The sequence below is a fragment of the Rouxiella chamberiensis genome (assembly GCF_026967475.1).
Classification (GTDB): Bacteria; Pseudomonadota; Gammaproteobacteria; order Enterobacterales; family Enterobacteriaceae; genus Rouxiella; species Rouxiella chamberiensis.
The window spans coordinates 4,496,366-4,520,852 of sequence record NZ_CP114058.1; the positions used below are offsets into that span (position 1 = coordinate 4,496,366).

18 protein-coding genes and 5 pseudogenes are annotated in these 24,487 nt (G+C 52.6%); 10 read left to right on the plus strand and 13 right to left on the minus strand.

Annotation, left to right across the window (positions count from 1 at the left end):
- The first annotated feature begins 32 nt into the window (after positions 1–32).
- The 3 genes and pseudogenes from O1V66_RS21090 (at position 33) to O1V66_RS21100 (ending at position 2,645) form a co-directional block, all read left to right on the plus strand.
- A pseudogene (locus O1V66_RS21090) lies at positions 33–1,519 on the plus strand (UbiD family decarboxylase).
- Between the two features lie 260 nt (positions 1,520–1,779).
- Entirely contained in the window at positions 1,780–2,055 is a 276-nt protein-coding gene (locus O1V66_RS21095) for a hypothetical protein (RefSeq protein WP_187329834.1), read from the plus strand.
- 368 nt (positions 2,056–2,423) lie between these two features.
- The gene (locus O1V66_RS21100; RefSeq protein ID WP_052673474.1) at positions 2,424–2,645 is read left to right on the plus strand and encodes a hypothetical protein; all 222 of its coding nucleotides are present in this window, start codon (positions 2,424–2,426) and stop codon (positions 2,643–2,645) included.
- 7 nt (positions 2,646–2,652) lie between these two features.
- On the opposite strand, the gene O1V66_RS21105 is transcribed toward O1V66_RS21100, so the two are convergent.
- Complete coding sequence (locus tag O1V66_RS21105; RefSeq protein WP_045049539.1) at positions 2,653–3,762, minus strand: AI-2E family transporter; 1,110 nt, start codon at positions 3,760–3,762, stop codon at positions 2,653–2,655.
- Between the two features lie 227 nt (positions 3,763–3,989).
- Here O1V66_RS21105 and O1V66_RS21110 point away from each other — a divergent pair.
- Positions 3,990–4,977, plus strand: a pseudogene (locus O1V66_RS21110) (fatty acid desaturase).
- Positions 4,970–5,725 carry a phosphate/phosphite/phosphonate ABC transporter substrate-binding protein gene (locus O1V66_RS21115; RefSeq protein WP_045049537.1) on the plus strand — a complete coding sequence of 252 codons (756 nt, stop codon included), beginning with the start codon at positions 4,970–4,972 and terminating at the stop codon, positions 5,723–5,725. The pseudogene O1V66_RS21110 and the gene O1V66_RS21115 overlap by 8 nt, the downstream one beginning before the upstream one ends.
- Here the strand turns inward: O1V66_RS21115 and O1V66_RS21120 are convergent.
- From O1V66_RS21120 to O1V66_RS21145, 6 genes and pseudogenes are all read right to left on the minus strand, one after another.
- On the minus strand, positions 5,722–6,342 hold the full coding sequence (locus O1V66_RS21120) for a KpsF/GutQ family sugar-phosphate isomerase (protein WP_045049536.1): 621 nt from the start codon (positions 6,340–6,342) through the stop codon (positions 5,722–5,724). The genes O1V66_RS21115 and O1V66_RS21120 overlap by 4 nt on opposite strands.
- Positions 6,323–7,978: an FGGY-family carbohydrate kinase gene (locus O1V66_RS21125; RefSeq protein WP_045049535.1), complete on the minus strand. Its 1,656-nt coding sequence runs from the start codon at positions 7,976–7,978 to the stop codon at positions 6,323–6,325. Before O1V66_RS21125 ends, O1V66_RS21120 begins: the two co-directional genes overlap by 20 nt.
- Before the next feature lie 42 nt (positions 7,979–8,020).
- Positions 8,021–8,976, minus strand: a pseudogene (locus O1V66_RS21130) (ABC transporter permease).
- Between the two features lies 1 nt (position 8,977).
- Entirely contained in the window at positions 8,978–9,964 is a 987-nt protein-coding gene (locus O1V66_RS21135; RefSeq protein WP_045049533.1) for an ABC transporter permease, read from the minus strand.
- Positions 9,957–11,498, minus strand: coding sequence for a sugar ABC transporter ATP-binding protein (locus O1V66_RS21140; RefSeq protein ID WP_045049532.1), 1,542 nt, complete (start codon positions 11,496–11,498; stop codon positions 9,957–9,959). The genes O1V66_RS21135 and O1V66_RS21140 overlap by 8 nt, the downstream gene beginning before the upstream one ends.
- A gap of 102 nt (positions 11,499–11,600) precedes the next feature.
- Positions 11,601–12,586 (minus strand): annotated as a pseudogene (locus tag O1V66_RS21145) (substrate-binding domain-containing protein).
- A 473-nt stretch (positions 12,587–13,059) separates the two neighbouring features.
- Here O1V66_RS21145 and yghU point away from each other — a divergent pair.
- Complete coding sequence (gene yghU / locus O1V66_RS21150; protein ID WP_045049530.1) at positions 13,060–13,902, plus strand: glutathione-dependent disulfide-bond oxidoreductase; 843 nt, start codon at positions 13,060–13,062, stop codon at positions 13,900–13,902.
- A 237-nt stretch (positions 13,903–14,139) separates the two neighbouring features.
- Here the strand turns inward: yghU and O1V66_RS21155 are convergent.
- From O1V66_RS21155 to O1V66_RS21175, 5 genes and pseudogenes are all read right to left on the minus strand, one after another.
- Positions 14,140–14,412 (minus strand): annotated as a pseudogene (locus O1V66_RS21155) (ATP-binding cassette domain-containing protein); the annotation flags it as partial.
- A 344-nt stretch (positions 14,413–14,756) separates the two neighbouring features.
- The gene (locus O1V66_RS21160) at positions 14,757–14,999 is read right to left on the minus strand and encodes a hypothetical protein (protein WP_330873431.1); all 243 of its coding nucleotides are present in this window, start codon (positions 14,997–14,999) and stop codon (positions 14,757–14,759) included.
- Between the two features lie 717 nt (positions 15,000–15,716).
- Positions 15,717–16,856, minus strand: a complete 1,140-nt coding sequence (gene bglB / locus O1V66_RS21165) for a beta-galactosidase BglB (RefSeq protein WP_045049526.1) — start codon at positions 16,854–16,856, stop codon at positions 15,717–15,719.
- Positions 16,857–16,865: 9 nt separating this feature from the next.
- Positions 16,866–18,458, minus strand: a complete 1,593-nt coding sequence (locus O1V66_RS21170; RefSeq protein ID WP_045049525.1) for an MFS transporter — start codon at positions 18,456–18,458, stop codon at positions 16,866–16,868.
- 436 nt (positions 18,459–18,894) lie between these two features.
- Complete coding sequence (locus O1V66_RS21175) at positions 18,895–19,920, minus strand: LacI family DNA-binding transcriptional regulator (RefSeq protein WP_045049524.1); 1,026 nt, start codon at positions 19,918–19,920, stop codon at positions 18,895–18,897.
- A gap of 215 nt (positions 19,921–20,135) precedes the next feature.
- Here O1V66_RS21175 and O1V66_RS21180 point away from each other — a divergent pair, with 215 nt between their 5' ends.
- From O1V66_RS21180 to O1V66_RS21190, 3 genes are all read left to right on the plus strand, one after another.
- Complete coding sequence (locus tag O1V66_RS21180; protein ID WP_045049523.1) at positions 20,136–20,579, plus strand: PTS sugar transporter subunit IIA; 444 nt, start codon at positions 20,136–20,138, stop codon at positions 20,577–20,579.
- A gap of 15 nt (positions 20,580–20,594) precedes the next feature.
- Positions 20,595–20,861, plus strand: coding sequence for a PTS sugar transporter subunit IIB (locus tag O1V66_RS21185; protein ID WP_045049522.1), 267 nt, complete (start codon positions 20,595–20,597; stop codon positions 20,859–20,861).
- Between the two features lie 134 nt (positions 20,862–20,995).
- Positions 20,996–22,255 carry a PTS ascorbate transporter subunit IIC gene (locus O1V66_RS21190; protein ID WP_045049521.1) on the plus strand — a complete coding sequence of 420 codons (1,260 nt, stop codon included), beginning with the start codon at positions 20,996–20,998 and terminating at the stop codon, positions 22,253–22,255.
- Positions 22,256–22,280: 25 nt separating this feature from the next.
- Here the strand turns inward: O1V66_RS21190 and O1V66_RS21195 are convergent, their stop codons facing one another.
- Positions 22,281–23,192 (minus strand): LysR family transcriptional regulator, encoded by a 912-nt coding sequence (locus O1V66_RS21195; protein WP_045049520.1) that lies wholly within the window; start codon positions 23,190–23,192, stop codon positions 22,281–22,283.
- 124 nt (positions 23,193–23,316) lie between these two features.
- Here O1V66_RS21195 and O1V66_RS21200 point away from each other — a divergent pair, with 124 nt between their 5' ends.
- The gene (locus O1V66_RS21200; RefSeq protein ID WP_045049519.1) at positions 23,317–24,456 is read left to right on the plus strand and encodes a M20 family metallopeptidase; all 1,140 of its coding nucleotides are present in this window, start codon (positions 23,317–23,319) and stop codon (positions 24,454–24,456) included.
- Positions 24,457–24,487 lie beyond the last annotated feature (31 nt).

Genomic DNA, 24,487 nt, shown 5'->3' on the forward strand with positions numbered 1-24,487 from the left:
AACCGGGTGAAGCCCATCCGCAAGGCTGGGAGGTGCCGCCGGTCAATGACCTGCGTTCTGCCATCGAGCTTCTGAAAAAATTCCGGGTCAGTACATTGAAACCGATCGGGAAATCGATCCTATCGGCGAGCTGGCCGGAGTTTACCGACACATTGGCGCAGGGGGCACGGTGATGCGGCCAACGCGTATCGGACCCGCCATGACGTTCAACAATATCAAGGGATTTCCTGACTCCAGAGTGCTGGTCGGCCTGTTGGCGAGTCGCAGGCGAGTCAGCAGTCTGCTTGGAGCGCCTGAGCGGGAACTGGGTATTCAGATGGCCGACGCACGCAAGAATGTGACGCCGCCCGTCACTGTCGAGAGAAAAGAGGCCCCGTGTCAGGAGGTGGTTTATCGCGCCACGGATGAAGGTTTTGACTTGCGCAAGTTGCTCCCCGCACCGACTAATACCACGGAAGATGCAGGGCCGTATTTTTGCCTCGGACTGGTGCTGGGCAGCGATCCCGACGATCGCGACAACACTGACGTCACCATCCACCGTCTCTGCGTGCAAAGTAAAGACGAGATGTCTATCTTCTTTGCGCCGGGTCGTCATATTGATGCTTTCAGAAAGAAAGCAGAAGCGGCGGATAAACCGTTGGCGGTATCGATCAACATGGGGCTGGATCCGGCGATTTATATTGGTGCCGAGTTCGAAGCGCCGACCACCCCATTTGGTTTCAACGAACTCTGTGTGGCCGGTGGATTGCGTGGAAAGCCGGTTGAGCTGGTCGAATGTCTGACCGTCAATCAGCGCGCCATCGCGCGGGCAGAAATCGTGATTGAAGGCGAGATTATGCCGAACGTTCGCGTTGCCGAAGACCAGAACTCCCATACGGGCAAGGCAATGCCCGAATTTCCGGGTTATACCGGTGTGGCGAACCCTTCTTTACCGGTTATCAAGGTGAAGGCCATCACCACCCGCAAGAACCCCATTCTGCAAACGCTGGTAGGGCCGGGTGAAGAACATGTGAGTCTGGCCGGGATCCCCACAGAAGCAAGTATTCACATCGAATGTGAAAATGCCCTTCCGGGACTGGTTAAAAACGTCTATGCCCACAGTTCGGGAGGCGGAAAGTTCCTTGCCATTTTGCAGGTGAAAAAACGTAATGCCGCGGACGATGGCATGACTAAGCAGGCGGCGCTGATTGCACTGGCGGTCTATCGCGAGCTGAAAAACGTGATTATCGTCGATGAAGACGTGGATCTATTCGACACCAACGACGTGCTGTGGGCTATGCAAACCCGTTTCTCGGGGGATTTGGATACTACGTTCGTGCCGGGCGTGGCGGGGCATGTGCTGGACCCATCGCAGTCAACGGAATACGACCCGCGCGTTTCTTCCAAAGGCACGACGACCAAAACCGTGTTCGACTGCACCGTGCCGTTTAATCTTAAAGAGAACTTTGTGCGGGCCAAATTCCAGGACGTCGATCCCAGCCTGTGGGCGCCGTCATTGTTTGGCAAAAACGAAGACTAGATCAGTTCATTGGCACTTTGCTTTAAAAAAGCGTCGCACGGAGAGATTCCGCCGACGCTTTTTTTAATTCGCCTACGCTATTTTTCAAGCGATCGTGAGAAAGCGCCGCCCGGCGAAGCAGAACGAAAAGAACGGCCTCTGAGAACCTTTCAATAGCGTTTCGCAAAAAGTTCGGATTCCCTCTCGAGACACTGCGACAAGAGGGGAACAGCGCTATAATTATCTCCAGACAAGTACGCTGGAAACCCTTTTGAGGCCCTATGAAATCGATATTCGCCGTCGTGATGACTTCGCTTGTACTGCTTTTGTCAGGCCAAGCGCTGGCGACTCAACCGGCGCAGCCCGGACAGCCGAGCCAGCCCAATCAACCGCTTCAACCAAGACAGCCGATACAGCCAAGGCAGCCCACGCAACCTAGACAGCCTACGCAGCCGGTTCAACCGCCTCAACCGATTGACCCGACATCGCCCACGCCGCGCGACTGTATACCCGGCAATCCTTCGCGTCTGCCGCAGTGCCCGATGGCACACCAGTAATTTATCCGTAAAAAAGACCTGTCAGCAGGTCTTTTTTTGTTTCTTTTCTACGTCAGTGATGTTTTTACTCGTTTATTTAACACTGTCTTTAGGGTCCTAAATTACCCCACTTTTGGCCCCCGCTGCGAATTCTGCCTGTGTAAAACGGCAGGTTTTTTCCAGCTAATAGGTTGGGAAATGCTTGAACATTCAAAGTTAAATCTTACTAAATGATTGTTTAATGGGAGTTTAAAATCTTTCATTGGGCCATCATTTTTGTCCGTCGCCTCTCTCTTTTCCCGTCCCGAGCAGTTGATGACTGATTTTTTCAATGCGATTGAGAAAATCGTCGAACAGGTCAGTTAAGCCCGCGAAGGGAGGGTAATATCATGAAAGCACTCATCGGCATGATGCCTGAAAACATGTTTCGTGAACGTGTGATGGCTAGAGTGAAAGGGCTTTATATTCTTGAGGCAAACGAGCCAAAAATCTGGTTTTCGTCAATCGCCGCACTAGGTCAGGTACTTAATAATCCTAATATCGAACTGATAAAGATTCAGACAATAAAAAAGCCCCTTTCACATCACGAAAAAGGGGCTTTGATGACTTAACGAGTTATCAAGATTCAGGCGGGGCTTTGCCGTCTTCGATAAATTCTTCGTCGATTTCTTCGATATTTTCGCGGTTATCGCGGCCTGAAAGGATATTCCAGCAGGCGATGAACAGGGCGGCGATTAGCGGACCAATCACGAAACCGTTGATGCCGTAGACTTCCATGCCGCCGAGCGTGGCGATAAGAATCAGGTAGTCCGGCATCTTGGTGTCTTTACCGACCAGCAGCGGACGCAGAATGTTGTCCACCAGACCGATGACCACCACGAAGAACACAACCAGGAAAATACCCTGCCACAACTGGCTTGATGCAAAGAAATAGACCGCAGCAGGTACCCAGATAATCGCAGAACCCACGGCCGGGATCAGGGACAGGAAAGCCATCAGCGCGCCCCAAAGCAGTACGCCATCGATTCCGGTAATCCAGAAGGCAATACCACCGAGCGCCCCCTGTACCACGGCAACGACCACGGTGCCTTTCACGGTTGCACGCGATACGGCGGCAAACTTGAGGAACAGGTGATGCTTGATGTGGCGTGACAGCGGCAGGGCGTCCAGGATCAGATTGACCAGATAAGCCCCGTCTTTCAGCAGGAAGAACAGCAAGTACAGCATGATGCCGAAACCGACGACAAAGCTGAACGTACCTTTACCAATCAGGAAGACACTACCGGCCAGATACTGACTGCCTTTGAGCGCAAAACCAGACAGTTTTTGCTGAATGCCCGCGGCATTGTCCAGATTGTACTCGGCCAGCGAATGCTGCGCCCAAACCGGAAGATGCTGAATAACATCGGCAATAATCGTCGGCAGCTGCGTATTATTGTGCTGGAGCTTGCCGTAAACCATATTGAATTCAATCGCGAGCGAGGAGGCGATAATCGCAAGCGGGGTGAATACAATCAGGCAAATCACTAATAGCGTCAGTAGCGAAGCGATGCCGTTTTTGTCGCCGAGCGACTGACGCAGCCTGGTTTTCATTGGATGGAAAATAATAGCCAGAATGGCGGCCCACAGCACCGAGGAGTAATACGGCTGCAAGACGTCCATAAACGCAATACTCACAATGAAAAGTATCAGGATGAAAAATCCCTTCGAAATACCATTCAATCTCATCTGTTTCTCCTGAAACTTAATTTTTGTCACGAGACTATAGTGCGTAGTGAGGGGTTTGTAACCTTTAGCGCGACGATTAAGCATTTCTTTAATCGAGAGTTAATGTTTCGCCTTCTGTCGGCACGTCCGATTATCCCCATTCCTTCATAAGCAAAGCGTTTTTAATACGTTGTTTGTACGCCCTAAAAACCGCATTTTTGGCTTTTGAGTGAAAGGGTATTGTGACCGTGAGTGAGAAGAAACACGCCAATTATCTGCATTCGCAGCAGCGGGACGCCATTCGTGAATTATCGCAAAGCTGGCTGTGGCGCAGTGAATGGCCGACCTGGCTGCTGGTGGTCCTTATTTACGGCGGCTGGTTTGGTACGCTCGCCTATTGGCGCACTCTGGGGCAGTTTCCGGCAACGCTGCTGCTTATCTGGTTTACGACCTGGTATATGTCGTTGCAACATGAGCTTATTCACGGACATCCTACCCGCTTCGCCGCGATTTAATCAGTTACTGGGGCTGATGCCGCTTGCCGTCTGGTATCCCTACGGGCTTTACCGCGACTCGCATTTACAGCATCACCGCGACCAGCATTTAACCTTTCCGGATGAGGATCCCGAAACCTATTATTTCTCGCCTGCGCGCTGGCAGCACTTTTCACCGTGGCAGCGGCGTCTTGTTGCACTGCGCAATACGTTTCCGGGCCGCGTTATTCTTGGTCCGGCGCTGGACATTGCCCAGACTCTGCGCGGCATGGTGCAGGCATTTCGCCACGGCGAGAGCCAGACCATCCTTATGTGGCTGACACACGGATTTCTATTACTGGCGGTCTTTGGCTGGATGCAAAAGGCCGATTTCTCGATAATCTATTTTCTGGTGGCCGTCAGTTATCCGGCATTAAGCCTGACCAAAATGCGTTCCTTTCTCGAGCATCGCGCGGCGGAGGATCCGCAGGCACGATCGGCGATTAATGAAGCGTCCTTGCTTTGGCGGATACTTTTTCTTAATCTCAATTATCATGCCGTACACCACAATCTACCGGGCGTGCCGTGGTACGGCCTGCGCAAAATCTATCTCCAGTACCGGGAAGCCTATTTGCAGCGCAATCACGGTTTCCTGATTGGCGGCTACCGCGAATGGTTACGCCGATTCTGGAACCGCTCCGTCGATGTCGACGTGCATCCGGGGCGACCTTCTGTCGAACAGGTAGGCGAAAAACATGACTGATGCCGTTTCTTTGCCGATGTATGCCGTGAATCCACCCGATGTGTCGGCGTTATGGCAAGCGCTGCGCGATTTGCTCAAGGACGAAGGCGTGGTGTTGAACCACGAGGATCTTTTCTGGCCGCAGGATCTCCTGCGTCACTGGCAGCAGCCGCAGCTGTTGCTCAGCCAAACCTGTGGTTTTCCGCTCATGACCCAGCTCGACACAGTGCAACCGGTCGGCTGTTTTCACTATACCGCGCCGGGATGTGAAGGTGTGGGATACCGCAGTTTTCTGGTCGTCCGGCAGCAAGATATGGGCAGCACGCTGGCAGATTTCAGGCAGCGAGTGGTGGTGTGCAACAGTGAAGACTCGCAGTCGGGCTTTAATGCGCTACGAAAAATGGTCGCGCCGTTAAGCAGCGGCGGCTGTTTCTTTCGGGAAACGCGGTTTAGCGGCAGCCATCGACTCTCCCTTCAGGCGCTGCAAGAGGGCGAGGCTGATATCGCCGCTATCGATTGTGTCACCTTCGCCCTGCTGAAACGGCATCAGCCGCAGGCACTGGCGCAGTTGAAAGTCATTGGAGAAACCCCGCTGACGCCGGGTCTGCCGCTCATTACGGGAGCGGCGACGTCGCCCGAAACTCTGGCCGGTCTGCGGCGTGCGCTGAAAAGACTGGTCACTGAACCGGCGTATCAGGCCGTATGTCGTGCGGCGCTGATTCGGGGATTCAGTAAGGTGAGTCGTCGGCAATACACAATGATCCTTTAAGAACGGCTATCTTCGCGCAGGCTTTTGCCGACATTGCCGCCCGGATGCACGGCCAAAAGATGCTCCTTGTCGAAACCGTTGCGGAGCATGAGGCAGCCGCATATCGCATCGAACACCGCCAGCACCAGCACAATCGAGGTGGTTGCCAGCATATTCAATGGATCTATTTCCCGCTGAATATGCGTTTTGAGCACCAGTCCGGCGGCTTTGGCGATCGCCGACTCCTCATTCTCCGTCACGCTTATCAGGGTAACGCCTTTCTGCGCCAGTGTAGGTAGCAGACGAGTCAACTCCTCCGAATTTCCGCCGCGTGAAATCATGATCAACACATCGTCGCTGCGCAGAAAGCCGAGATCGCCATGCGCTGCATCGGTCGGATTGAGAAACACCGCCGGTTGCTCGACGCAGGCCAGCATATGCGCCACCTTACGCGCCGCAATGCCCGACGTGCCGACGCCGGTGACCGCTATCTTGCCCTTGCATTCCGCCATTGTCTGTAGCACCTGCTGCCAGACCTGCGGGTCGAGATTACGTTGCAGCGCCAGCAACTCGTCGCTGTAAGTCTGCCAGCCGGCGCAGGCCTGCTGCCACTCCTGTTCATGCCGAAGGTTTGGCATCGCGCTCTCCTTTCATGATGCGGCGATACTTGATCAGGTCATCGTACAAGGCGTGGAACACCTGATACTTTCTGTCGTAATACTCTTTTATCCTGTTGGTTTGCGGTGTCACGGTTTTACCGATACGGCTCATGGCCGCCATCGCTTCGGGCAGCGACTCGTACACGCCCGAAGCGACCGTGCCCATCATCGCGCTGCCGAGCAGCATGGCTTCACTCTCTTCCGGCAGCAGCATGGCGCAGCCGGTTGCGTTGGAATGCTCCTGCACAAACACCGGATTTTTGGTGCCGCCGCCGCTGGCCATCATGGTGTCTATCGAATACCCCGTCTGATTCATGGTTTCAATAATGTGGCGAGTGCCGAGCGCCAGCGCCTGAATGGTCGCCAGATAGTGCAGCGCCATGTCTTCCGGCGTGCGCGAGAGCTTGAGCCCGGTCAGTGTCCCGGTCAGCGTGGGATTGGCGCGCGGCGAGCGGTTGCCGTGGAAATAGGGCAGCATATGGATATCTTTCGTCAGGAAGGCGATGTTCTCCGGCTCGCCCGCCATCTCGCGCAATAGCGCATTCAGCGTCTCATAGATGGTCTTGCCGCGCTCTTTGCTCTGTTTCAACAGGTCGGCATAACACGGATGCGATTGAATCACGTGGTCAATCAGCGCGCCCGTGGTAGATTGCCCGCCTTCATTTAGCCAGTAATCCGGCAGCAGGGCAGAGAAATAGGGGCCCCAGACGCCGCCGATATAGCGGGGTGTCGGCGAAAGGGCCATATGCGCCGTCGAGGTGCCGCCAATAAGCGCGATGCGCCGGTCGAAATCGGCGGTTTCGCCTGACGCGCCGCTTGCGCCGAGGATGCCGAGGCTGCCCGCATGGGCATCGATAATCGACACGCTGACGGCGGTGCCCGGCATCAACCCCAATTCCCGCGCCGCGCGCTGGGTGAGGCCATGACCCAGCGGCTGCCCCATCGTCCTGACTTCGCTGCCGATTTTAGCGGCATTGTTCTCAAGCAGGTCTTCAAGCCCTATCTGTTTGAAATAACTGGTATCCCAGCGGTCTTCATGGCCGATATAGGTCCATTTGCAGACGGTGGAACAAAGCGATCGCGCCGTGTCCTGCGTGGCGCGCCAGGTGAGAAAATCCGGCAGGTCAAACAGGTGGCCGACGCTTTTCCAGGTTGTGGGCATATGTTGCTTGAGCCACAGCAGTTTCGGCGTCTGCATCTCCGGCGAAATAATCCCGCCGACGAATTCCAGCACCCGATGCCCGGTGGCATTGATTCTTTCGGCCTGCGTGATGGCGCGATGATCCATCCAGACAATAATATTCTGTTCGCTGCGCCCGGAAGGGCTGACGGTAAGCGGTTTGCCCTCTTTATCGAGCACCACCAGCGAACAGGTGGCGTCAAAGCCCATTCCCTTGACCTGAATAGGATTGATATCCGCCTGGCTCATGGCATCTTTGACGGCATTGCACACCGCCGCCCAAATTTCGTCCGAGGATTGTTCTACAAAATCGGCCTTGGGACGAAACAGTGTAATATCGCGGCTGGCCTGACTGACCATATGACCTTTCACATCAAACACGCCTGCGCGAGCACTGCCCGTTCCTACATCCACGCCAATAAAATAACTCGCCATGTTTTGGTCCTTAATCTTTTAATCCAATGAGTTATGGGTCAATCATGATTGACGATTCTGCAAGGCAATAAACAGGATAAGCACGCCGCCCCAGAGCGCCATGGTCAGATAACTGCTGACGCCCATCAGGTTGAGACCGCTTTCCAGCATCTGCAAGACCACCAGTGCCAGCACCAGCCCGATTACCCGACCAAAGCCGCCATCGGGATTAATGCCGCCGAGTACCGAGGCCAGAATGGTCACCAGCAGATAGGAATCGCCATAACCCGCTTTTGCCGAATTGAATTTAGACATCATCAACAGCGCCGCCGCCCAGCCAAACAGCGCGGAGAGCACATACACCACAAGCGTGACGCGGTGCGTACTGATGCCGCTAAAACGCGTGGCCTGTTCGTTGGAACCCATCAGATACAGGCTGCGACCCAGCGTGGTATGTTCGAGCACGACCCACAGCAGCAGGGCGACGAGCAGAAACAGCAGCAGCGCCAGAGGAATTCCGAGGACATTGCCGCTGCTGAGATACTGAATGGCTCGCGGAAAACCGGAGATGACGGTGCCGTTGGTCAGCAGAATATTCAGCCCGGCGATGAGCGTCATGGTGCCGAGCGAAGCAAGAATCGGTGACACGCCGATATAGGCAATAAGCGAGCCGTTCAGCAGACCGATTACGATGGCGACCGCCAATCCTGCCAGCATCGCCAGCGCAAAATAGAGCGGCTGGTCGGGATGTGCGACCAGAATGGCCGCCATGACCAGCGAAACCAGGCGTTGGCACCGGCAATCACCGACAGATTAATGCCGCCGGTCAGCATGGTTATGCCCATGCCCAGCGCCAACATGCCCAGAATCGGCAGTTGGGAGGAGATAGACTGGAAGTTGCCGAGACTGAAAAAACGTCCTCCCAACGTGAAGGAGAACAATACGGCAACGGCAACAATGATCAGTATTTGCAGGCGGATGATGCGATCGCCTTGAATAATGCGGGTTAATGTCGTCATATCACATGCCCTTTGCCAGTTTGCGTTTTTCGTTCCACGCGGTGCTGCTGATGCTGACCAGAATAATGACGCCGCTGAAAACCTGATGCCAATAGGAGGAGATGCTCAGCAGTGTCAGGCCGTTTTGCAGAAATGCCAGCAGCATTACCCCCAAAATCGTGCCGGTGAGCGATCCGCGTCCGCCGCTCATGCTGGTGCCGCCCAGAACCACGGCGGCCAGCACGGTGAGTTCAAATCCGAGCAGCGAATTGGGTGCCACCGACTGGGTTATCTGCGCCTGCACCACCGCGGCAATCCCCGCCAGCAATCCCATGAAGCCATAGACATAAAAATGCAGTCGCAGGATGTTCAATCCCAGACGCGAGGCGGCGTCGCGATTGCTGCCCATGGCATAAATCTGCCGTCCGATACGCGTGCGGTTCATCAAGACGCCCGTCGCGATAATCACGCCCAGCAGGCTGAGCAGAGGCAGCGTCAGGCCATAGTCGTAGCCGTCCGAAGCGGTAAACGAGAACCAGTTGATGCCGTTCATGAACCAGTCCGGGAAGCCGTAAAGCCAGGTGCCGTTGGTCAGATAGACCAGCAGTCCGTAATAGAGATTCAGCGTGGCGATGGTGATAATGATGGCCGGCACGCGCAGCCAGTACACCAGAAAACCGTTAACCAGCCCGAGCAGAAGTCCCACGCCCATCGCCATCGCGAAAGCCAGCGGAAAACTGCCGCCGTGGTGAATGATGTAACTCGCCATCACGTATTGGCCGATTGACGTCATGGCCGGAAACGAGATGTCGATACCGCCTGCAATCAGCACCACGAACAGCCCGCAGGCGAGGATGCCGAGAATGGCGTAGCTGGTGGCGACATCGGTCATATTGCCCAGCGTCAGGAATTCGCCGGTGCCGAGACTTAGCCCGACCGCGAGCAACAGGACCAGCACGGCCAGCCAGAATTCGTGATGTGAAACGGCCTTGCTTAAAGCGCTACGCATTGATCACCTCGGCTATCTGCGCTTCGCTGCACTGGTGCGGCGAGAACTCGGCGACCAGTTCCCCTTTGCGCATCACCAGCACTCGATGGCTGTTGTAGTAGGCTTCCGGAATTTCATCGCAGATCATCAACACCGCCATGCCCGATTCGGCAAGGTCGCGGGCAATGCGATAAATACCCTCTTTATTGGCGATATCGACGCCCACCGTGGGCGAATCGAGAATAAGGATATGCGGTTCGGTGGCGACCCATTTGGCAATGGCTATGCGCTGCGCATTACCGCCCGACAGCGTTTTTACCGGCAGCGCGCTGTCCGACACCTTGATATTGAGGTCACGAATCAGACCCTTGACCACGGCGCGCGCCTTGCGATGATTCATCAGGCCGCCGGGTCTTTGCAGCTTGTTGAAAATAGACACCAGCGTATTGTCATAAATCGATTGTTCCATGATAAGCCCCTGCGTCAGCCGGTCTTCCGACACATAGGCAATGCCGTGGCGAATGGCGTCCCGATTGCTGCGAAAACTGACTTTTTTGCCGTTGACGCGGATTTCGCCGCTGTCGGGCTGCGTCATGCCAAACAGGCTCAGGCAGAGTTCGGTGCGTCCCGCCCCCAAAAGGCCGATAATCGAGGTGATCTCGCCCTGTCGCAGCGACAGTGAAATGTCGTGATATTGCCCTTTGCGGCCAAGATGACTCACCTCCAGCAACGGAGTGACGTCAGCGGGCGCGCGATGGGGCAGGTGGCTGTAGGTAAAGCGCTGGCCCGTCATCAGAAATGCCAGTTCGTTGCTGTCGAGTTCGCTCGCGGGATAAGTTCCTACCAGCTTGCCGTCGCGCATCACGCTAATGCGATCGGCGACTTCCATGACTTCGTCGAGGCGGTGGCTCACGAATACCACGCAAATATTGGCGGCCTTGAGTTCGTTGACCACGCGCAGCAGGCCGTTCACTTCGGTGCGTGTCAGCGATGCGGTGGGTTCATCCATGATGACCAGGCTGGCATCGGCGGCAATGGCGCGGCAAATCGCCACCAGTTGGCGATCGGCAATCGAGAGTTTTTCAACCTTGCGATCGGGGTCGAGCATCACGCCCACGCGTTGCATGGCCGCCAGCGCTTTTTTGCGCATGGTATCTTTATGCACCCAGAAATCGCCGCCGGGCAAATAGCGGTGGATAGCAATATTCTCGGCAACGGATAAATTCGGGAACAGCGATAAATCCTGATAAATCACCTGAATGCCGTAATAGGAAGAAAGCTGCGGCGTCAGGGCATGAAACAGTTTGCCGTCGAGCATGATGGCCGCGCCTTTTTCCGGTTGATAGACGCCGGAAATGACTTTGATAATCGTGCTTTTCCCGCAGCCATTCTGGCCCGCCAGACAATGCACCTCGCCTTTATTCAGGGTGAGGGTGACATTATCCAGCGCCAATACGCCGGGAAATTTCTTGCTGATATGTTCAAGGCTAATCAATGCCCGGGAAGACACGTCGGCTTGGCGGGAAGTGGAATCAAGCGTCGTAGAAGTATTCATCGACATTTTCCTTACAGCATCTGGTGATATATCGATGCGGATCAGGCATCGATATATTTTATTGTTCTTGTAATGATCTGCTTATTGACAGGACGCGAGGAATTAAAAGCCTAATGTTTTGGCATTATCCGGCGTGACTTCAAGAATACGGTTAAAGCGAATGACGCCGGTGTCCATATTCACGTCGGCCTTACCCAATCCATCGATGGTTAAATCCGGCGTGACGGCTTTGCCCTGCAACATCTGATTGGCAAGACTGACCAGTGCAAAACCGGCATCTTTCGGGTCCCACAGCAGCACTTTCTTGATATCGCCGCGCACCAGATACGGCGCGGCCTGTGCCGGCATGGCAATACCGACTACCGCGACTTTATTCTTGGCCCGTTTTTGCTGCACGGCCTGACCGGCACCGATAGGGCCGAGCGAGCCGAAGCCGATAATGCCTTTCAGGTCGGGGTGCGCTTTCATTAAATCGAGCGTGGTGGAGTAGGACTTATCAATACTTTCCGCCACCGGCAGGCGCGAGGTGACTTCATGCATATCCGGGTATTTTTCTTTCTGATATTTAATCGCGGTATCGGCCCAGGCGTTATGCAATGGCACCGTCAATGAACCGACATATATCGCGTAGCCGCCTTTGCCCCCCATTGCCGAGGCAAGAGAATCCATATTGGCCTGGGCATATTTCTGGCTGTCGATGGTTTCGATATCCCATTGCCCGATTCTCTGATCCGGCGACTCGTTGGTTAATACTACTATTCCGGCATCGCGCGCTTTTTAAGCACGGGTTCCAGCACTTTGGCGTCGTTTGGCACCACAATGATGGCGTCGACTTTCTTGGCAATCAGATCTTCAATGACTTTGACCTGCTGTGCGGGATCCGGCGTTGAGGCCCCGACTTCGTAAGCATTGACGTTGAGTTTGGTCGCCGCCTCCTTGACGCCAACTTCCATGCGGGTGAACCACGGGATCCCCGTGACTTTGGCGACAACGGCAATATCGTAAGGTGTGGCGGCAAGGCTTGGCGTGGCGATCAACATGCATGCTGAAATCACACATGCATTGAGTAATGCGAGGTTAAATTTCATGGCGAGACCTTTGTTATGTGTAGGGTGGTTATTTTTTCCACGGATTGAGAGTAACAAAGGTCCTACTTGCCCATACGTTAAAAGTAAATGAAATGTGATAAAAGCCCGTTAATGTTAATTTATATGGTTTATTTGGTTAATAAATAGTTAAATTAAGGCTGATGGCGGGAGGGATATCAGGCAGGGCATCGCTTTTCATGTTAAATAATACAAAATAAGGATCATTAAAATAACAATTATTTAACATTGACGCCATTCAAGTCGGTTAAGCGGTTTACTTGAGGCCACAGCAGCAGATGGAATGCGCAATTTGTGAGTGCTGTCACGTTGAGTCACCGCACATGCGGTATATCCGCAGTCACCAAGGCTGGTCTACACTGAAATGATGCCGGTATTTGATAGCTCTAAAATCTGCATGCCATTAATACTTCAACTTTTTATAAAATTCTTGTTATTGAAACAGAGGGAATGTCATGGAAAACAGTTATCAACCCCCTAAGGTCTGGAGCCCGGACAGTGAACTCGGCGGCCAGTGGGGCAAACTTAATCGTCCGGTTTCCGGCGCAACCCACGAGAAAACCCTGCCGCGCGGCAAGCATCCGTTACAGCTCTATTCGCTTGGCACGCCGAACGGCCAGAAAGTCACGATTTTGCTTGAAGAACTGCTGTCGTTAAGCATTACGGGCGCTGAATATGACGCGCATCTGATCAAAATCAGTGAAGGCTATCAGTTCTCCTCGGGCTTTGTTGAAATAAATCCAAATTCAAAGATCCCGGCGCTGCTGGATGTGTCGGGATCGGATCCGATCCGCGTTTTCGAATCCGGTGCGATCCTGGTTTATCTAGCGGATAAATTCGGCTCCTTCCTGCCGAGAGATATCGCCGACCGCGCGGAAGTGCTGAACTGGCTGTTCTGGCTTCAGGGCGCGGCGCCTTATGTGGGCGGCGGGTTTGGTCATTTCTATCACTATGCGCCGGTCAAAATCGAATATGCCATCAACCGGTTCACGATGGAAACCAAACGCCACCTGGACCTGCTCGACAAACAGTTGGCGCGTCATCGTTATATCGCCGGTGACAACTACACCATCGCGGATATGGCTATCTGGCCGTGGTACGGCGCACTGGTGAAAGGTCTGCTGTACGAGGCCGCCGAGTTTATCGATGCGCAGTCCTACACACACCTGATTCGCTGGGCGAACGAAATCGAAGCGCGTCCGGCAGTGGCGCGTGGGCGTATCGTCAATCGCACCTGGGGGGATAAGCAACTTCCCGAGCGCCATGATGCGTCGGATTTTGAGCCGCTTGGCCTTTAAGAAAGCGGGTCGCTGATAAAGCTGGCTGATAATAAAACAGGACGATAATAAGCTATTAATTAATAAGCTTTTTATGAATAAATAAGGTAATCCTCCTCATTCTGGTTAAGGAATTGAGGAGGATTTTTTATTTTTAAAAAGATAAGTATTTTTAAAATTCATTAAAACTTGTTTAAAGTAATTGACTAGAAGTATTAGTATTTATAATATTTTTATTAGCTATTTTGTGAGGGGTTTTTAAATTAAATTAATAATACGGTCTGCAGAAGCAATTGTATTTTCCCTATGAGCAATAATAACGCGGGTTATGTTCAGCTTTTTTATAGCGCGGTTTACAAAATTTTCACTTACAGGATCTAATGAACTTGTAGCTTCGTCCATAAAAAGGATGCCGGGTTTCCGGTACAGAGCTCTGGCTATAAAAATGCGTTGCTTCTGACCTCCAGAAAGACCTTCACCGAGTTCACCTATTAACGTCTCATAGCCCATTGGTAATTTTAATATACAATCTTGTCTTCTTTAGTTTTTTGCCATATTCCAATATAATCTGTGTTAGCCAAAGAAGTATCACCAACCCATAAAAAATGTAAATTATTAGGGATAAGGACTTTTTCCCTCATATGATAAATTTATTTCTGACAATCTATGTTTCATTTAAAAGTCCTTTTCAGTTCAACATGCTATCAATACCAACTTAAAGTATTCGGATATACTCATCTAATCAGCATGTTCAAAAATGTATAATATTATTGTTATTTAGATGTTCTCTTTATTGATTTTTCTTATTTTTAGGTAAAACTTGTTTTATCTTAAGAAAAATGTTTTCTACCAAAATCTTATGAAGTAAATCAAAGCTACAACCCCCCACAAATGGCACAGATAACAGCGCTCCCAGATAGCTCTTTAAGAGAATTAAGGTATTCTTGACTATTTTCATTTAATTTCACAATGGCATCTTGTTCATTTTTTGCATCAATTTCCACATGATGTTTTCTAAAACCTCGCTGTTTCATTTCCTTAGTAAAGGCTCTCGTGGCTAATTCTTTCGGCATTACTTTTGACTTGTTATTATTAATGTATATTACATATTTTCGCATTATGTACTCCATAAAAGCACAGAATAAAAATTCTGTACTTTTATTTATTATTTAATGATTATCACCAACTCGTCTTTGGTTCGCCCCGGGACCAGTACCATTAACGCTATAACCGTTTGAACCATGACTCATGGTACTCGAACCTCACCAATAACCACTTGCACCAGAGCCGCTACCGTATGGGGAATTCGTTGACAAAAAAGACTGGGTATTATTACCCCTCCATTACCACTTCTATTGGAAGAGCTAGTTCCAGAGCAAGCATTGTTTGCTGAACATTGCCCATTTCCGTTCTGGTTTTGCCATCCACCAGATATAGCATCTAATTGACTGCTTAATATTTTCTTCATTGTTTTCTCCATGAGATTATTTCAATCAATATGACCAAGTTGGTTAGAATAAATACTACCCTTGAAATTAATGTAATATTTGGTATAAATAATAAATGTGTGATTGGGGTCAAATGATTTGAGGTTTATTATTTGAATGGAAGTGTTATTCATATAAAAATATTATTTTAAATTTGTTGATTATTTTATGTGTGAATTATATAAATTGGCTATAAAAGAATGTGTAAAGTAAATGCTGAATTGATGATGATAGAGATTATTCATACTATTATTAAATTAAAACCCAACCAATTATGAATTTCATAACGGTTGGATTTTCACAGTAGTTTAGATTTCTATTAGCTTAGCGAGTCATATGTTCGGGTAATTATAAATATCCCCGCAGGCATTCGGTCAGACAGAGCAGCGCCATCGCCTGCCCGTAGGGCATTGAAGTTAATGGAATTTGCCGATAATACTCTAAATCACTGCCCATCGCCGTGCCAAACGAAACCTGGGTTAACTCGCCTTCCGCATTGATGTGGCGAATCACCGCCTGCACTGCCTTTTCGGCAACGGGCAGCAGATCGCGCGACAGATAGCGTTTACGCACCGCTTTCATGATCCCGTAGGCAAATCCCGCCGTAGCAGAGGCTTCGAGATAGGAATCCCTGTCGTCCAGGAGCGTATGCCAAAGACCGCTTTCATGCTGCCAATGCGCCAGCGCCTTCACCTGCGTTTCCAGAACCTGCAATAAAAAGCGTCGCGTGGCGTGTTGTTCCGGCCAGTTCATGAGCTCGATAAACTCGGGAATGGCGATGGTCAGCCAGCTGTTGCCCCGCGCCCAGCGCGCTTCGGCATAGTTATGCTGGCCGTCGAAGGTCCAGCCGTGGAACCACAGGCCGGTTTTTCTGTCCATCAGATACTGCACGTGCAGTAGAAACTGATAGCTGGCCTCTTCAATATATTCCTGACGATTCAGCACCTTGCCGATTTTAAGCAGCGGCAGCACGCTCATCATCAGCGTGTCGTCCCACAGTTGCTGATGGTTTTCATTGTTATAGACAATATGCTGTAATCCGTTACAGGTGGTGCGCGGCATTTCATACATTACCCAGTCGGCCCAGCGCTCCAGCACCGGTAGCAGGGTCGCGTCCCGCGTTTCTTCATAACGGTAGGCGAGGGTCAGAAACGGACAGACGGTATTGACGTTCTTGGTCGGCGTGCCCTCGGCCAGTCGCGCCACAAACCAGTCGTCGATAATGCCCAGCGTCTTTTTGTCGCCGGTCTGCTGGTAATACTGGTACATGCCATACAGGCCGATGCCGTGCGTCCATTCCCATCCTGCCCAGCCTTTGGTATCAATGACTCGCCCGTCGTCGAGACGCAGTAAAAATTCTCCGCTGTGATCGCTGATATTTACCAGATTATCGCCAAGCTTGCCTATCAGCTGTTTCAGCTCTTCGCGCGGCATGATGAATTCGGGCTGGCGAAGCAGGGCGCTGTGTTTTACGGGAAATACGTTCATGAGGATATCCTATCTTTTCACCGGTTGAGCAAGAGGGGAGAGGCCGCTGCGGGCAGGGTCGAGCGCTGCCGCGGGCGTCTTGTTGCGATTGAGAAAACCAATGTTGTTATTGCCCCACAGATTGTCATAGGGCATGCCGGTCAGCGTTTCGACCACTGCGCGCGCCTGCGGCGTGGTTTGCTCCGGCACAATGCCGTCGGCGAGGCGCATTTTCAGCGTCTCTTCGCGCAGAATACGGTGTGTGTGCAGGTTGAGTTTGAAGCGCAGCGAAATGATGAACCCGACCGCAAGTGTGCAGACGGTGCCGACGCTGAGGATAAGCAGAATGGTGTGACTCACCGTCTCACTCTGTACCGCCTTACCGGAGACGAAACCGGAAAGGTGCAGCAGAATGCCGACCAGCATTACCGCACCCGCCTGCGAGGCTTTGCGGGTCAGAGTCATGATCCCGGCAAAAATCCCTTCGCGGCGCTGGCCGGTAATCGCCTCGTCGACATCGGCGATATAAGTGTAAATATTCCACGGCACATAGTTGATGCCGCCGCGGCCCAGTCCGGCAATAGCCGAAATCAGCAAAAGCAGCGACAGACTGTCGCTCATACCGGCGTACCACAGGCCGGCATAAGACAGCGCGCTCGCGCCGAACAACACCACGACCAGACGGTACGACGGAGCAGGTCCCAGGCGGATACACAGCGGGATCATGCCCATTACCGCTATAAATTGCAGGATAGCCATCGTACCCATCAAGTCCGAAGCCATCTGTGCGCTTTGCATCAGCACAAAGACCACGTACCAGGTAAAGACCGCGTTAAACAGGTCCTGCGCGATATAGCCGCCAAGATACATACCGAGATGCTGACGGAAAATGCGAATGCGGAAGGTCGACGCCAGCTCGACGAACAGACGTTTAAGACTTTGCAGCAGGGTCAGGCTCTTTTTCTCTTCCAGCGCCCGACGCGACTCCTCCGAGAAATCGCCCGGCGCTCGTTCCCAGGTAAAGCGCCACACCAGCGACAGCACAATGGCGCAAATCACTGAAAACACCAGGCTCGAGTAGAAGAAGGAGAGGGCGTTGTCCTTGCCGAAAATACCCAGCAAAATTCCCGGCAGAAAGGCGGCCAGAATAGCCGACAGTTGCGCCAGTGCGATTCGCGCGCCCGAAAACTTGGTCTTCTTCTTGAAGTCGTCTGTCATCTCCGGCACCAGCGTTTCGTAAGGCACCAGAATCATGGTGTAGACGATGTCGAACAGCAGATAAGTCAGCAGATAATAGAGATAACTCATGTCGCCGACCCACATCAGGCTATAGCTGAACACGCACGGAATACCCAGCAAAATGAAGAATTTGCGGCGACCAAAGCGCTTGCCGAGCCAGGTAGAGCCAAAGTTGTCGGTCAGAAAGCCCATTAGTGGGCTGATGATGGCATCGAGCACGCGCGCCATGGCGAAAATAAACGTGGCTTCAATCGGCGTCAGGCCGCAGAACGTGGTGTAAAAATACAATAACCATGCGGCGGTCAGCGCGGTCGTGCCCGCACCCAGAAAATCCCCTGCGCCGTAGGCGAGGTAATTGGCTAATCCAATCTTGCGAGAGGTCATGTGCAAAACTCCCTGAATGACAGGTGACAATGAACAACGGTTTCCGGACTACTCAGACGGATTAGCAACGAACTTAAAGCCAGCGGACGGGATAAACCTTCGTGATTTGGCAACCTTCTGCGAGAAAGTGGCAAAAACACAAAGAGCGGGCCGTCGAGACTCTAAATTTATAAAACAGTGTTTTATTTTTGTGTGAATGAGGTAAGGGAATTGAGAGGGGCAGCACACTTTTTTTGCAGGAATACTTCGAAGAGGAGCCATTAAAAAACAACGGCGGGTAAAACCCCGGCCTTGCCGGTTAATCTTTAGGGATTAGAAGGTTGCGATACGCTGCGCCAGGAGGCCGGTAAATTCTTCGGGAGGTCGCGAAGCGGTTTATTCATGAGGTGAATGGATGACAAGGCAGGCCAGACGATGGCGTTAATCTGGCCTGAAATTAATGCACCGCCGTGCTGCCCCGCATGATGAGCTGAGTTGGCAGGGTCACACTCTCTTGCACTTCGTCGCCTTCGAGCGCGGCGAGAATGTGTTTGCCGGTCAGGGTGCCCATCTGCCGATACGGAATTGCCACGGTAGTTAATGTCGGGGAGCAGAGTTGGGCGCTGTCGCCGTCGCCGAGCGCCGCAATGGCCAACTGCGCCGGAACGGAAATGCCCTTGTCATGGCAGGCAAGCAGCGCACCACTCGCCAGCTGGTCAGAAGTGCAAATCAGCAGATCCAGCTCGGGCCAGGTCAGAAGGATATCGGGTAACAGGCGTTGTCCGGTTTGCAGCGTGGGTGGCAGAGAAGAGCTGACCACGCGGTGTGGCGAGTGATTGAGAGAAAGCATCGACGAATGCCAGCCGCTCAAAATCTGCTGCACGATATGATGCTCGTGCGCCGCGCAGAGCAGGGCGATATTGTGATACCCCTTCAATGCCAGCGCATTGATTAGCTGTTTCACCGCAAGGCCGTAATTTGAACCGATGTTCATGCCGATAGGCGCACTGATGGTGCCGCCGACCTGCACCACAGGGATCGTCGATTTCAGCAACAGATTGTTGTTCTCTTCGCTACAGTCAAAATCGTACATCACCATCGCCGCAGGATTGTAGGACAGCATCATCTCAATCAGTCTGGATTCGTCGGCAGCGGTATAGTGATCTTCGGCCATAATCACGTTATAGCCTTTAGGTTTCAACACGTTGTGCAACGCCTCCGAAAACTGCGCACAGCCCGGCGTGTTAATGGAAGGCACCACCGTTGTTATCAGGCGCGAGGTTGAAGAGGCTAAATTGCTGGCCGCCAGATTGGGCACATAACCCAGTTCGCTAATTGCGGCTTCAATCTTTTCTCGAACCTGCGGGGAGACTTTTTCCGGCTCTCTCAGTACCCGCGATACGGTCATCGTGCTGACGCCCGTGAGTTTTGCGACATCCGCCAGAGTACTCTTTCCCGAGTTTCGCCGTTGTTTGGCCTTCATATGTTCCCCTTGTTAGCTGGCGCAGATTTTAGCCCGAATCCCCTGTGCTTTTCACGCCTGCACGCGATTAAAATTAAGTGAACATGGAATTGTTAGCGTTAACATCATGTTATCAGTATCGCTGTTAGCGCTAACAGGAATTGCGATTTTCATCACAGAAACGCGGCCAGCGCTTCACATATACTCCTGAAAACATTCATTCAGTGAGGTTTCCCATGCTCGCCAAATGGTTAACAGAAGACCGCATCAATATCGTCGAGCAGGTCGAAGACTGGCGCGCCGCCGTGCAGCTCTCGGCGGCACCGCTGCTTGCAGCCGGAGCCATTACGCCATCCTATGTCGAGGCGATTTTTGCCTCCCACGAAAAGCTTGGCCCGTACTATGTTATCGCGCCGGGACTGGCGATGCCGCATGCCCGTCCAGAAGAGGGCGTGATCACGCCGGGCCTGTCGCTGCTGCACGTCAAGCAGGGCGTGCATTTCGACGCCGAAGAGAACGATCCGGTCTTTGTCATCGTGATGCTTTGCGCCATCAACGGCGAGGAACATCTCGAGATGATTTCACATCTGGCCGAATTGTTTAGTGATGAAGACGACTTCCAGGCGTTGATCAAGGCCGATACCTATCCGGCACTCAATGCACTTATCCAGAAATATTAATGAAAGGTATGTGAGATGAAAAAGATCCTGATCGTGTGCGGCAATGGCCTGGGCAGCAGCTTTATTGTTGAAATGAACGTGAAGAAAATTATCAAGGAGTTGGGAAAGGAAGCGGAAGTCAGCCATACGGATTTAAGCTCCGCCAAGTCTGAACCGGCCGATATCTATATTGGTTCAAACGAAATTATTGCCAGCCTGGATGACGGCAAACGTACTGTATTCGGCCTGACCAATCTGCTGGATAACGCCAGAATTAAAGAGATTCTGAGCAACAACCTATAACAATAATTAATATCGCCTCTTTCACAAATACTCTCACGCCTTGGCCGCGCGGCAGTGAACACTGCCGTTTCTGCATCCGGTTGGGTGACGGGTAGCGTTTGACGAGGGATCATTGCCGATTATCTGGAGTATTTATGCTCAGTTTTATTATTAATGATGTACTAGGGACACCTGCGATTCTTGTCGGCCTGTTTTCATTGATTGGTCTGCTGCTACAGAAAAAGTCATTCTCGGATACCGTGTCCGGCACCCTGAAAACCATTATGGGTTTCCTTATTCTGATTGCCGGTGCAGGCGTTATTGCCACTACATTGACAAGCTTCAGCGAATTATTTGTCCACTCCTTCAATATTCAGGGCGTGGTGCCCAATAATGATGTGGTCGCGGCCATTGCCCAGAAAAATTTCGGCACATCAACCGCGATGATCATGATATTGGGCATGCTGTTCAATATTCTCTTTGCGCGTATTACGCCGCTTAAATATATCTTCCTGACCGGGCACCACACGCTGTATATGGCCGCGATGCTGGCGGTTATTCTCGCCACCGGCGGTCTGAGTGGTTTCCCGCTGGTATTGACCGGCTCCCTGATTCTTGGCGCGCTGATGGTGATTTCTCCGGCCATTTTGCAGCCTTTTACCCGTAAAATTACCGGCAGCGACGATTTCGCGCTGGGTCATTTTGGTTCTACCGGCTATCTGTGTGCCGCGCTGGTGGGCAAGGTGATGGGCAAAGGCAGCCGTTCCACGGAAGAGTTCAAGGTACCCAAACACCTGAAATTCCTGCACGACTCCTCGATTGCCATCGCGCTGACCATGACGATTCTGTTTATCGTGCTGGTGGTAATTGCCGGTAAAGAGTTTACCGAAACACAGGTGAGCGGCGGTCAGAACTACATTATCTTCGCGATTATTCAGGCCATTACCTTCGCGGCAGGGGTGTATATCATTCTGGCGGGCGTGCGTATGGTTATCGCCGAAATTGTTCCGGCATTCAAAGGCATTGCCGATAAAGTGGTCAAAGATGCCAAACCCGCGCTGGACTGCCCTACGGTATTCCCGTTCGCGCCAAATGCGGTGATCATCGGCTTTTTAAGCAGCTTCTGTGCCGGCCTTATCTGCATGTTCTTCTTCCCGATGCTGGGACTCAGCATCATCGTGCCGGGTCTGGTGCCGCACTTCTTCTGCGGTGCAACGGCGGGAGTGTACGGTAACGCCACCGGCGGCCGTCGCGGTGCGATTATCGGCGCTTTCGTCAATGGATTGATCATCTCCTTCCTGCCTGCGATTCTGCTGTCGGTGCTGGGTGACCTGTCAAACTCCACCACCTTTGGCGATGCCGATTTCGGCGTGGTCGGCATTATTCTCGGCAAGCTGATGAGCGCGTTCCACTAACCGCAGCGTTAAGTCTTGGGGGAAATTATTCCCCCTTTTGCTGAAAGAAGTTCAATAACAATTGCCATAAATGGTGTGCGGCCGGCGAAAAACGCCGGTCGGAATTGCGCAGCAGATGACACTGCGCCTCTGTCGCGATGGGGTGATCGATAGGCACCGCCACCAGAATGTTATGCTCGATCCGCTCTCCCGCCGCCTGCGCACTCATAAATGAAATTCCCATTCCCGAAATACTCAGACTCATGGCCGTTGAAAACAGGTTGCAGCGATACGCCGGGGTAAACAGAAAGCCCTGACTCTGAAACATTGCATTCATATGTCGCTGCAATCCAAAGGTTTCACTTAACGAAATCAGCCGATGTTTACTCAGCTCCTCGATGGTTACTTTTTCCAGTTTGGCGATAGGATGCTGCGGATTAACCACCGCACAGATTGGCCCCCACGGAAAGCTGTGCCGTTTCAATTCGGGATTGCCGATAGGCCCGAAGGCCAGCGCCATGTCCGCTTCGCCCTGAACGATAGACGCCAGCGTCTCCTGCATGTTGCCCGCCACGATTTCGACAAACACATTCGGGTAGGAGGCGGCGAAGGCTTTCAGCACGTATTCGACAAAGGTATCGACCAGACCGGCACCGACGCGGATAGTGATAGCGCCGCCTTTCATGTAGCGCAAATCCTTGAGATGGCGCTCGAGTTTACTGCGGCGTTCACGGCTTTCGAAGAAATCGTCGGCCAGCAGTTTACCCGCTTCGGTCAAGACAACGGTGCGGCCCTTGCGCTCCAGCAACGGCAGTTGCAGCGTGCGTTCGAGCAGAGAAATCTGACGGCTGATGACGGAGGCATTAATGCCCAGAATATCGGCGGCGCGCCGTATTCCGCCCTGAATGCCGACCTCGTAGAGGTAGCTGATTTGCTTTTCGTGAAACAGTTGGCTCATTTTCGCACTCGTTACTGTTGCTCTTAGGTCAACAATATAGTCATTGAAACGGCATTTATATTAGGGAATGAGTTATAGATAATCAAATTGACCACTAATCAGACGTTCAACATCAGGAACTCCTATGCAAACGGCACACGATTATCTGCAACAGCACGCGGCGCTTATTCTCGACGACATCAAACGTTTGGTGCAGGCGCAATCGCCCTCACTGAACAAGGCGGCGACTGACCGCTGCGGCCAGGTTTTGCAGGCGATCGTCCGTGAACGTCTGGGCGTCGAGGCTCAGGTGTGTCCGCAGGAGACACTCGGCGACCACCTGCTGTTCTGTGTAGGCGAGGGGCCGCAGATCACCAGCATTCTGGGCCATTTCGACACCGTTTGGGAAATCGACGAGATCCCGATGGTGGAAAAAGACGGCAAGCTTTACGGGCCGGGCGTGCTGGATATGAAAGCGGGTCTTATCCAGGCTATCTGGGCAGTGCGCGCAATCGCGCAGACAGGCGGATTGGCGCAGCACAGCATCCGAATTATCTGTCCTTCCGATGAAGAACTCGGCAGCCCAAGTTCGCGTCAGTGGATAGAGCAGCATGCCGCAGGCTCATCGCGCGTTCTGGTCGCCGAACCGGCGGTCGCGCAAACGAATGAAGCCAAAATTGCCCGCAAGGGAACGGGACGTTTCGAAGTGCGGATTACGGGCAAAGCAGCGCACGCCGGTAATAATCCCGAAGAGGGCATCAGCGCGATTCAGGAGATGGCACACCAGATTCTGTATCTCCACGGCCTGAATGCGCCGGAAGTCGGCACAACGGTTAACGTTGGCGTAGCAAAAGGCGGTGGCAAGCTTAACGTGGTCGCCGACGAAGCGGTGCTTGGCGTGGATCTTCGCGTTACCAACATGGCCGAAGCCGAGCGCGCAGTCGCGGCGATACGCGCCTGCAAGCCGCATCTGGCGGGGGCTGCCGTAGAGGTCACCGGTGACATAGGCCGTCCGCCGATGGAGCAGACGCCACAAAATCTGGCCTTGTTCAATCAGGCGCGGCAGGCGGTAAAACGCCTCGGTTTCCACCTGGAAGGCAAGGCGGTCGGCGGCGGGAGCGACGGTAATTTCACCTCGGCGATGGGCATTGCCACCCTCGACGGACTGGGCGCAACCGGCGTCGGAATTCACGCCCGCCATGAACATATCATCGTTAAGGATATTCCGTTACGGACCGCGATAATCGCCGAAATTCTGCTTGGCGAAAACGGTCGCGAAGGTTAATCCGCAGGCGCGAATTTCGCTGCCCAATGCG

Excerpts from the sequence above, each read along its gene's own strand:
- O1V66_RS21120 (WP_045049536.1), bottom strand. The coding sequence starts at position 6,342 with ATGCCAAACCTTCGGCATGAACAGGAGTGGCAGCAGGCCTGCGCCGGC.
- O1V66_RS21100 (WP_052673474.1), top strand. The coding sequence starts at position 2,424 with ATGAAAGCACTCATCGGCATGATGCCTGAAAACATGTTTCGTGAACGT.
- O1V66_RS21125 (WP_045049535.1), bottom strand. The coding sequence starts at position 7,978 with ATGGCGAGTTATTTTATTGGCGTGGATGTAGGAACGGGCAGTGCTCGC.
- O1V66_RS21200 (WP_045049519.1), top strand. The coding sequence starts at position 23,317 with ATGCAAACGGCACACGATTATCTGCAACAGCACGCGGCGCTTATTCTC.
- O1V66_RS21115 (WP_045049537.1), top strand. The coding sequence starts at position 4,970 with ATGACTGATGCCGTTTCTTTGCCGATGTATGCCGTGAATCCACCCGAT.
- O1V66_RS21160 (WP_330873431.1), bottom strand. The coding sequence starts at position 14,999 with ATGCGAAAATATGTAATATACATTAATAATAACAAGTCAAAAGTAATG.
- O1V66_RS21135 (WP_045049533.1), bottom strand. The coding sequence starts at position 9,964 with ATGCGTAGCGCTTTAAGCAAGGCCGTTTCACATCACGAATTCTGGCTG.
- O1V66_RS21180 (WP_045049523.1), top strand. The coding sequence starts at position 20,136 with ATGCTCGCCAAATGGTTAACAGAAGACCGCATCAATATCGTCGAGCAG.
- O1V66_RS21140 (WP_045049532.1), bottom strand. The coding sequence starts at position 11,498 with ATGAATACTTCTACGACGCTTGATTCCACTTCCCGCCAAGCCGACGTG.
- yghU (WP_045049530.1), top strand. The coding sequence starts at position 13,060 with ATGGAAAACAGTTATCAACCCCCTAAGGTCTGGAGCCCGGACAGTGAA.
- O1V66_RS21195 (WP_045049520.1), bottom strand. The coding sequence starts at position 23,192 with ATGAGCCAACTGTTTCACGAAAAGCAAATCAGCTACCTCTACGAGGTC.
- O1V66_RS21170 (WP_045049525.1), bottom strand. The coding sequence starts at position 18,458 with ATGACCTCTCGCAAGATTGGATTAGCCAATTACCTCGCCTACGGCGCA.
- O1V66_RS21105 (WP_045049539.1), bottom strand. The coding sequence starts at position 3,762 with ATGAGATTGAATGGTATTTCGAAGGGATTTTTCATCCTGATACTTTTC.
- O1V66_RS21175 (WP_045049524.1), bottom strand. The coding sequence starts at position 19,920 with ATGAAGGCCAAACAACGGCGAAACTCGGGAAAGAGTACTCTGGCGGAT.
- O1V66_RS21185 (WP_045049522.1), top strand. The coding sequence starts at position 20,595 with ATGAAAAAGATCCTGATCGTGTGCGGCAATGGCCTGGGCAGCAGCTTT.
- O1V66_RS21190 (WP_045049521.1), top strand. The coding sequence starts at position 20,996 with ATGCTCAGTTTTATTATTAATGATGTACTAGGGACACCTGCGATTCTT.
- O1V66_RS21095 (WP_187329834.1), top strand. The coding sequence starts at position 1,780 with ATGAAATCGATATTCGCCGTCGTGATGACTTCGCTTGTACTGCTTTTG.
- bglB (WP_045049526.1), bottom strand. The coding sequence starts at position 16,856 with ATGAACGTATTTCCCGTAAAACACAGCGCCCTGCTTCGCCAGCCCGAA.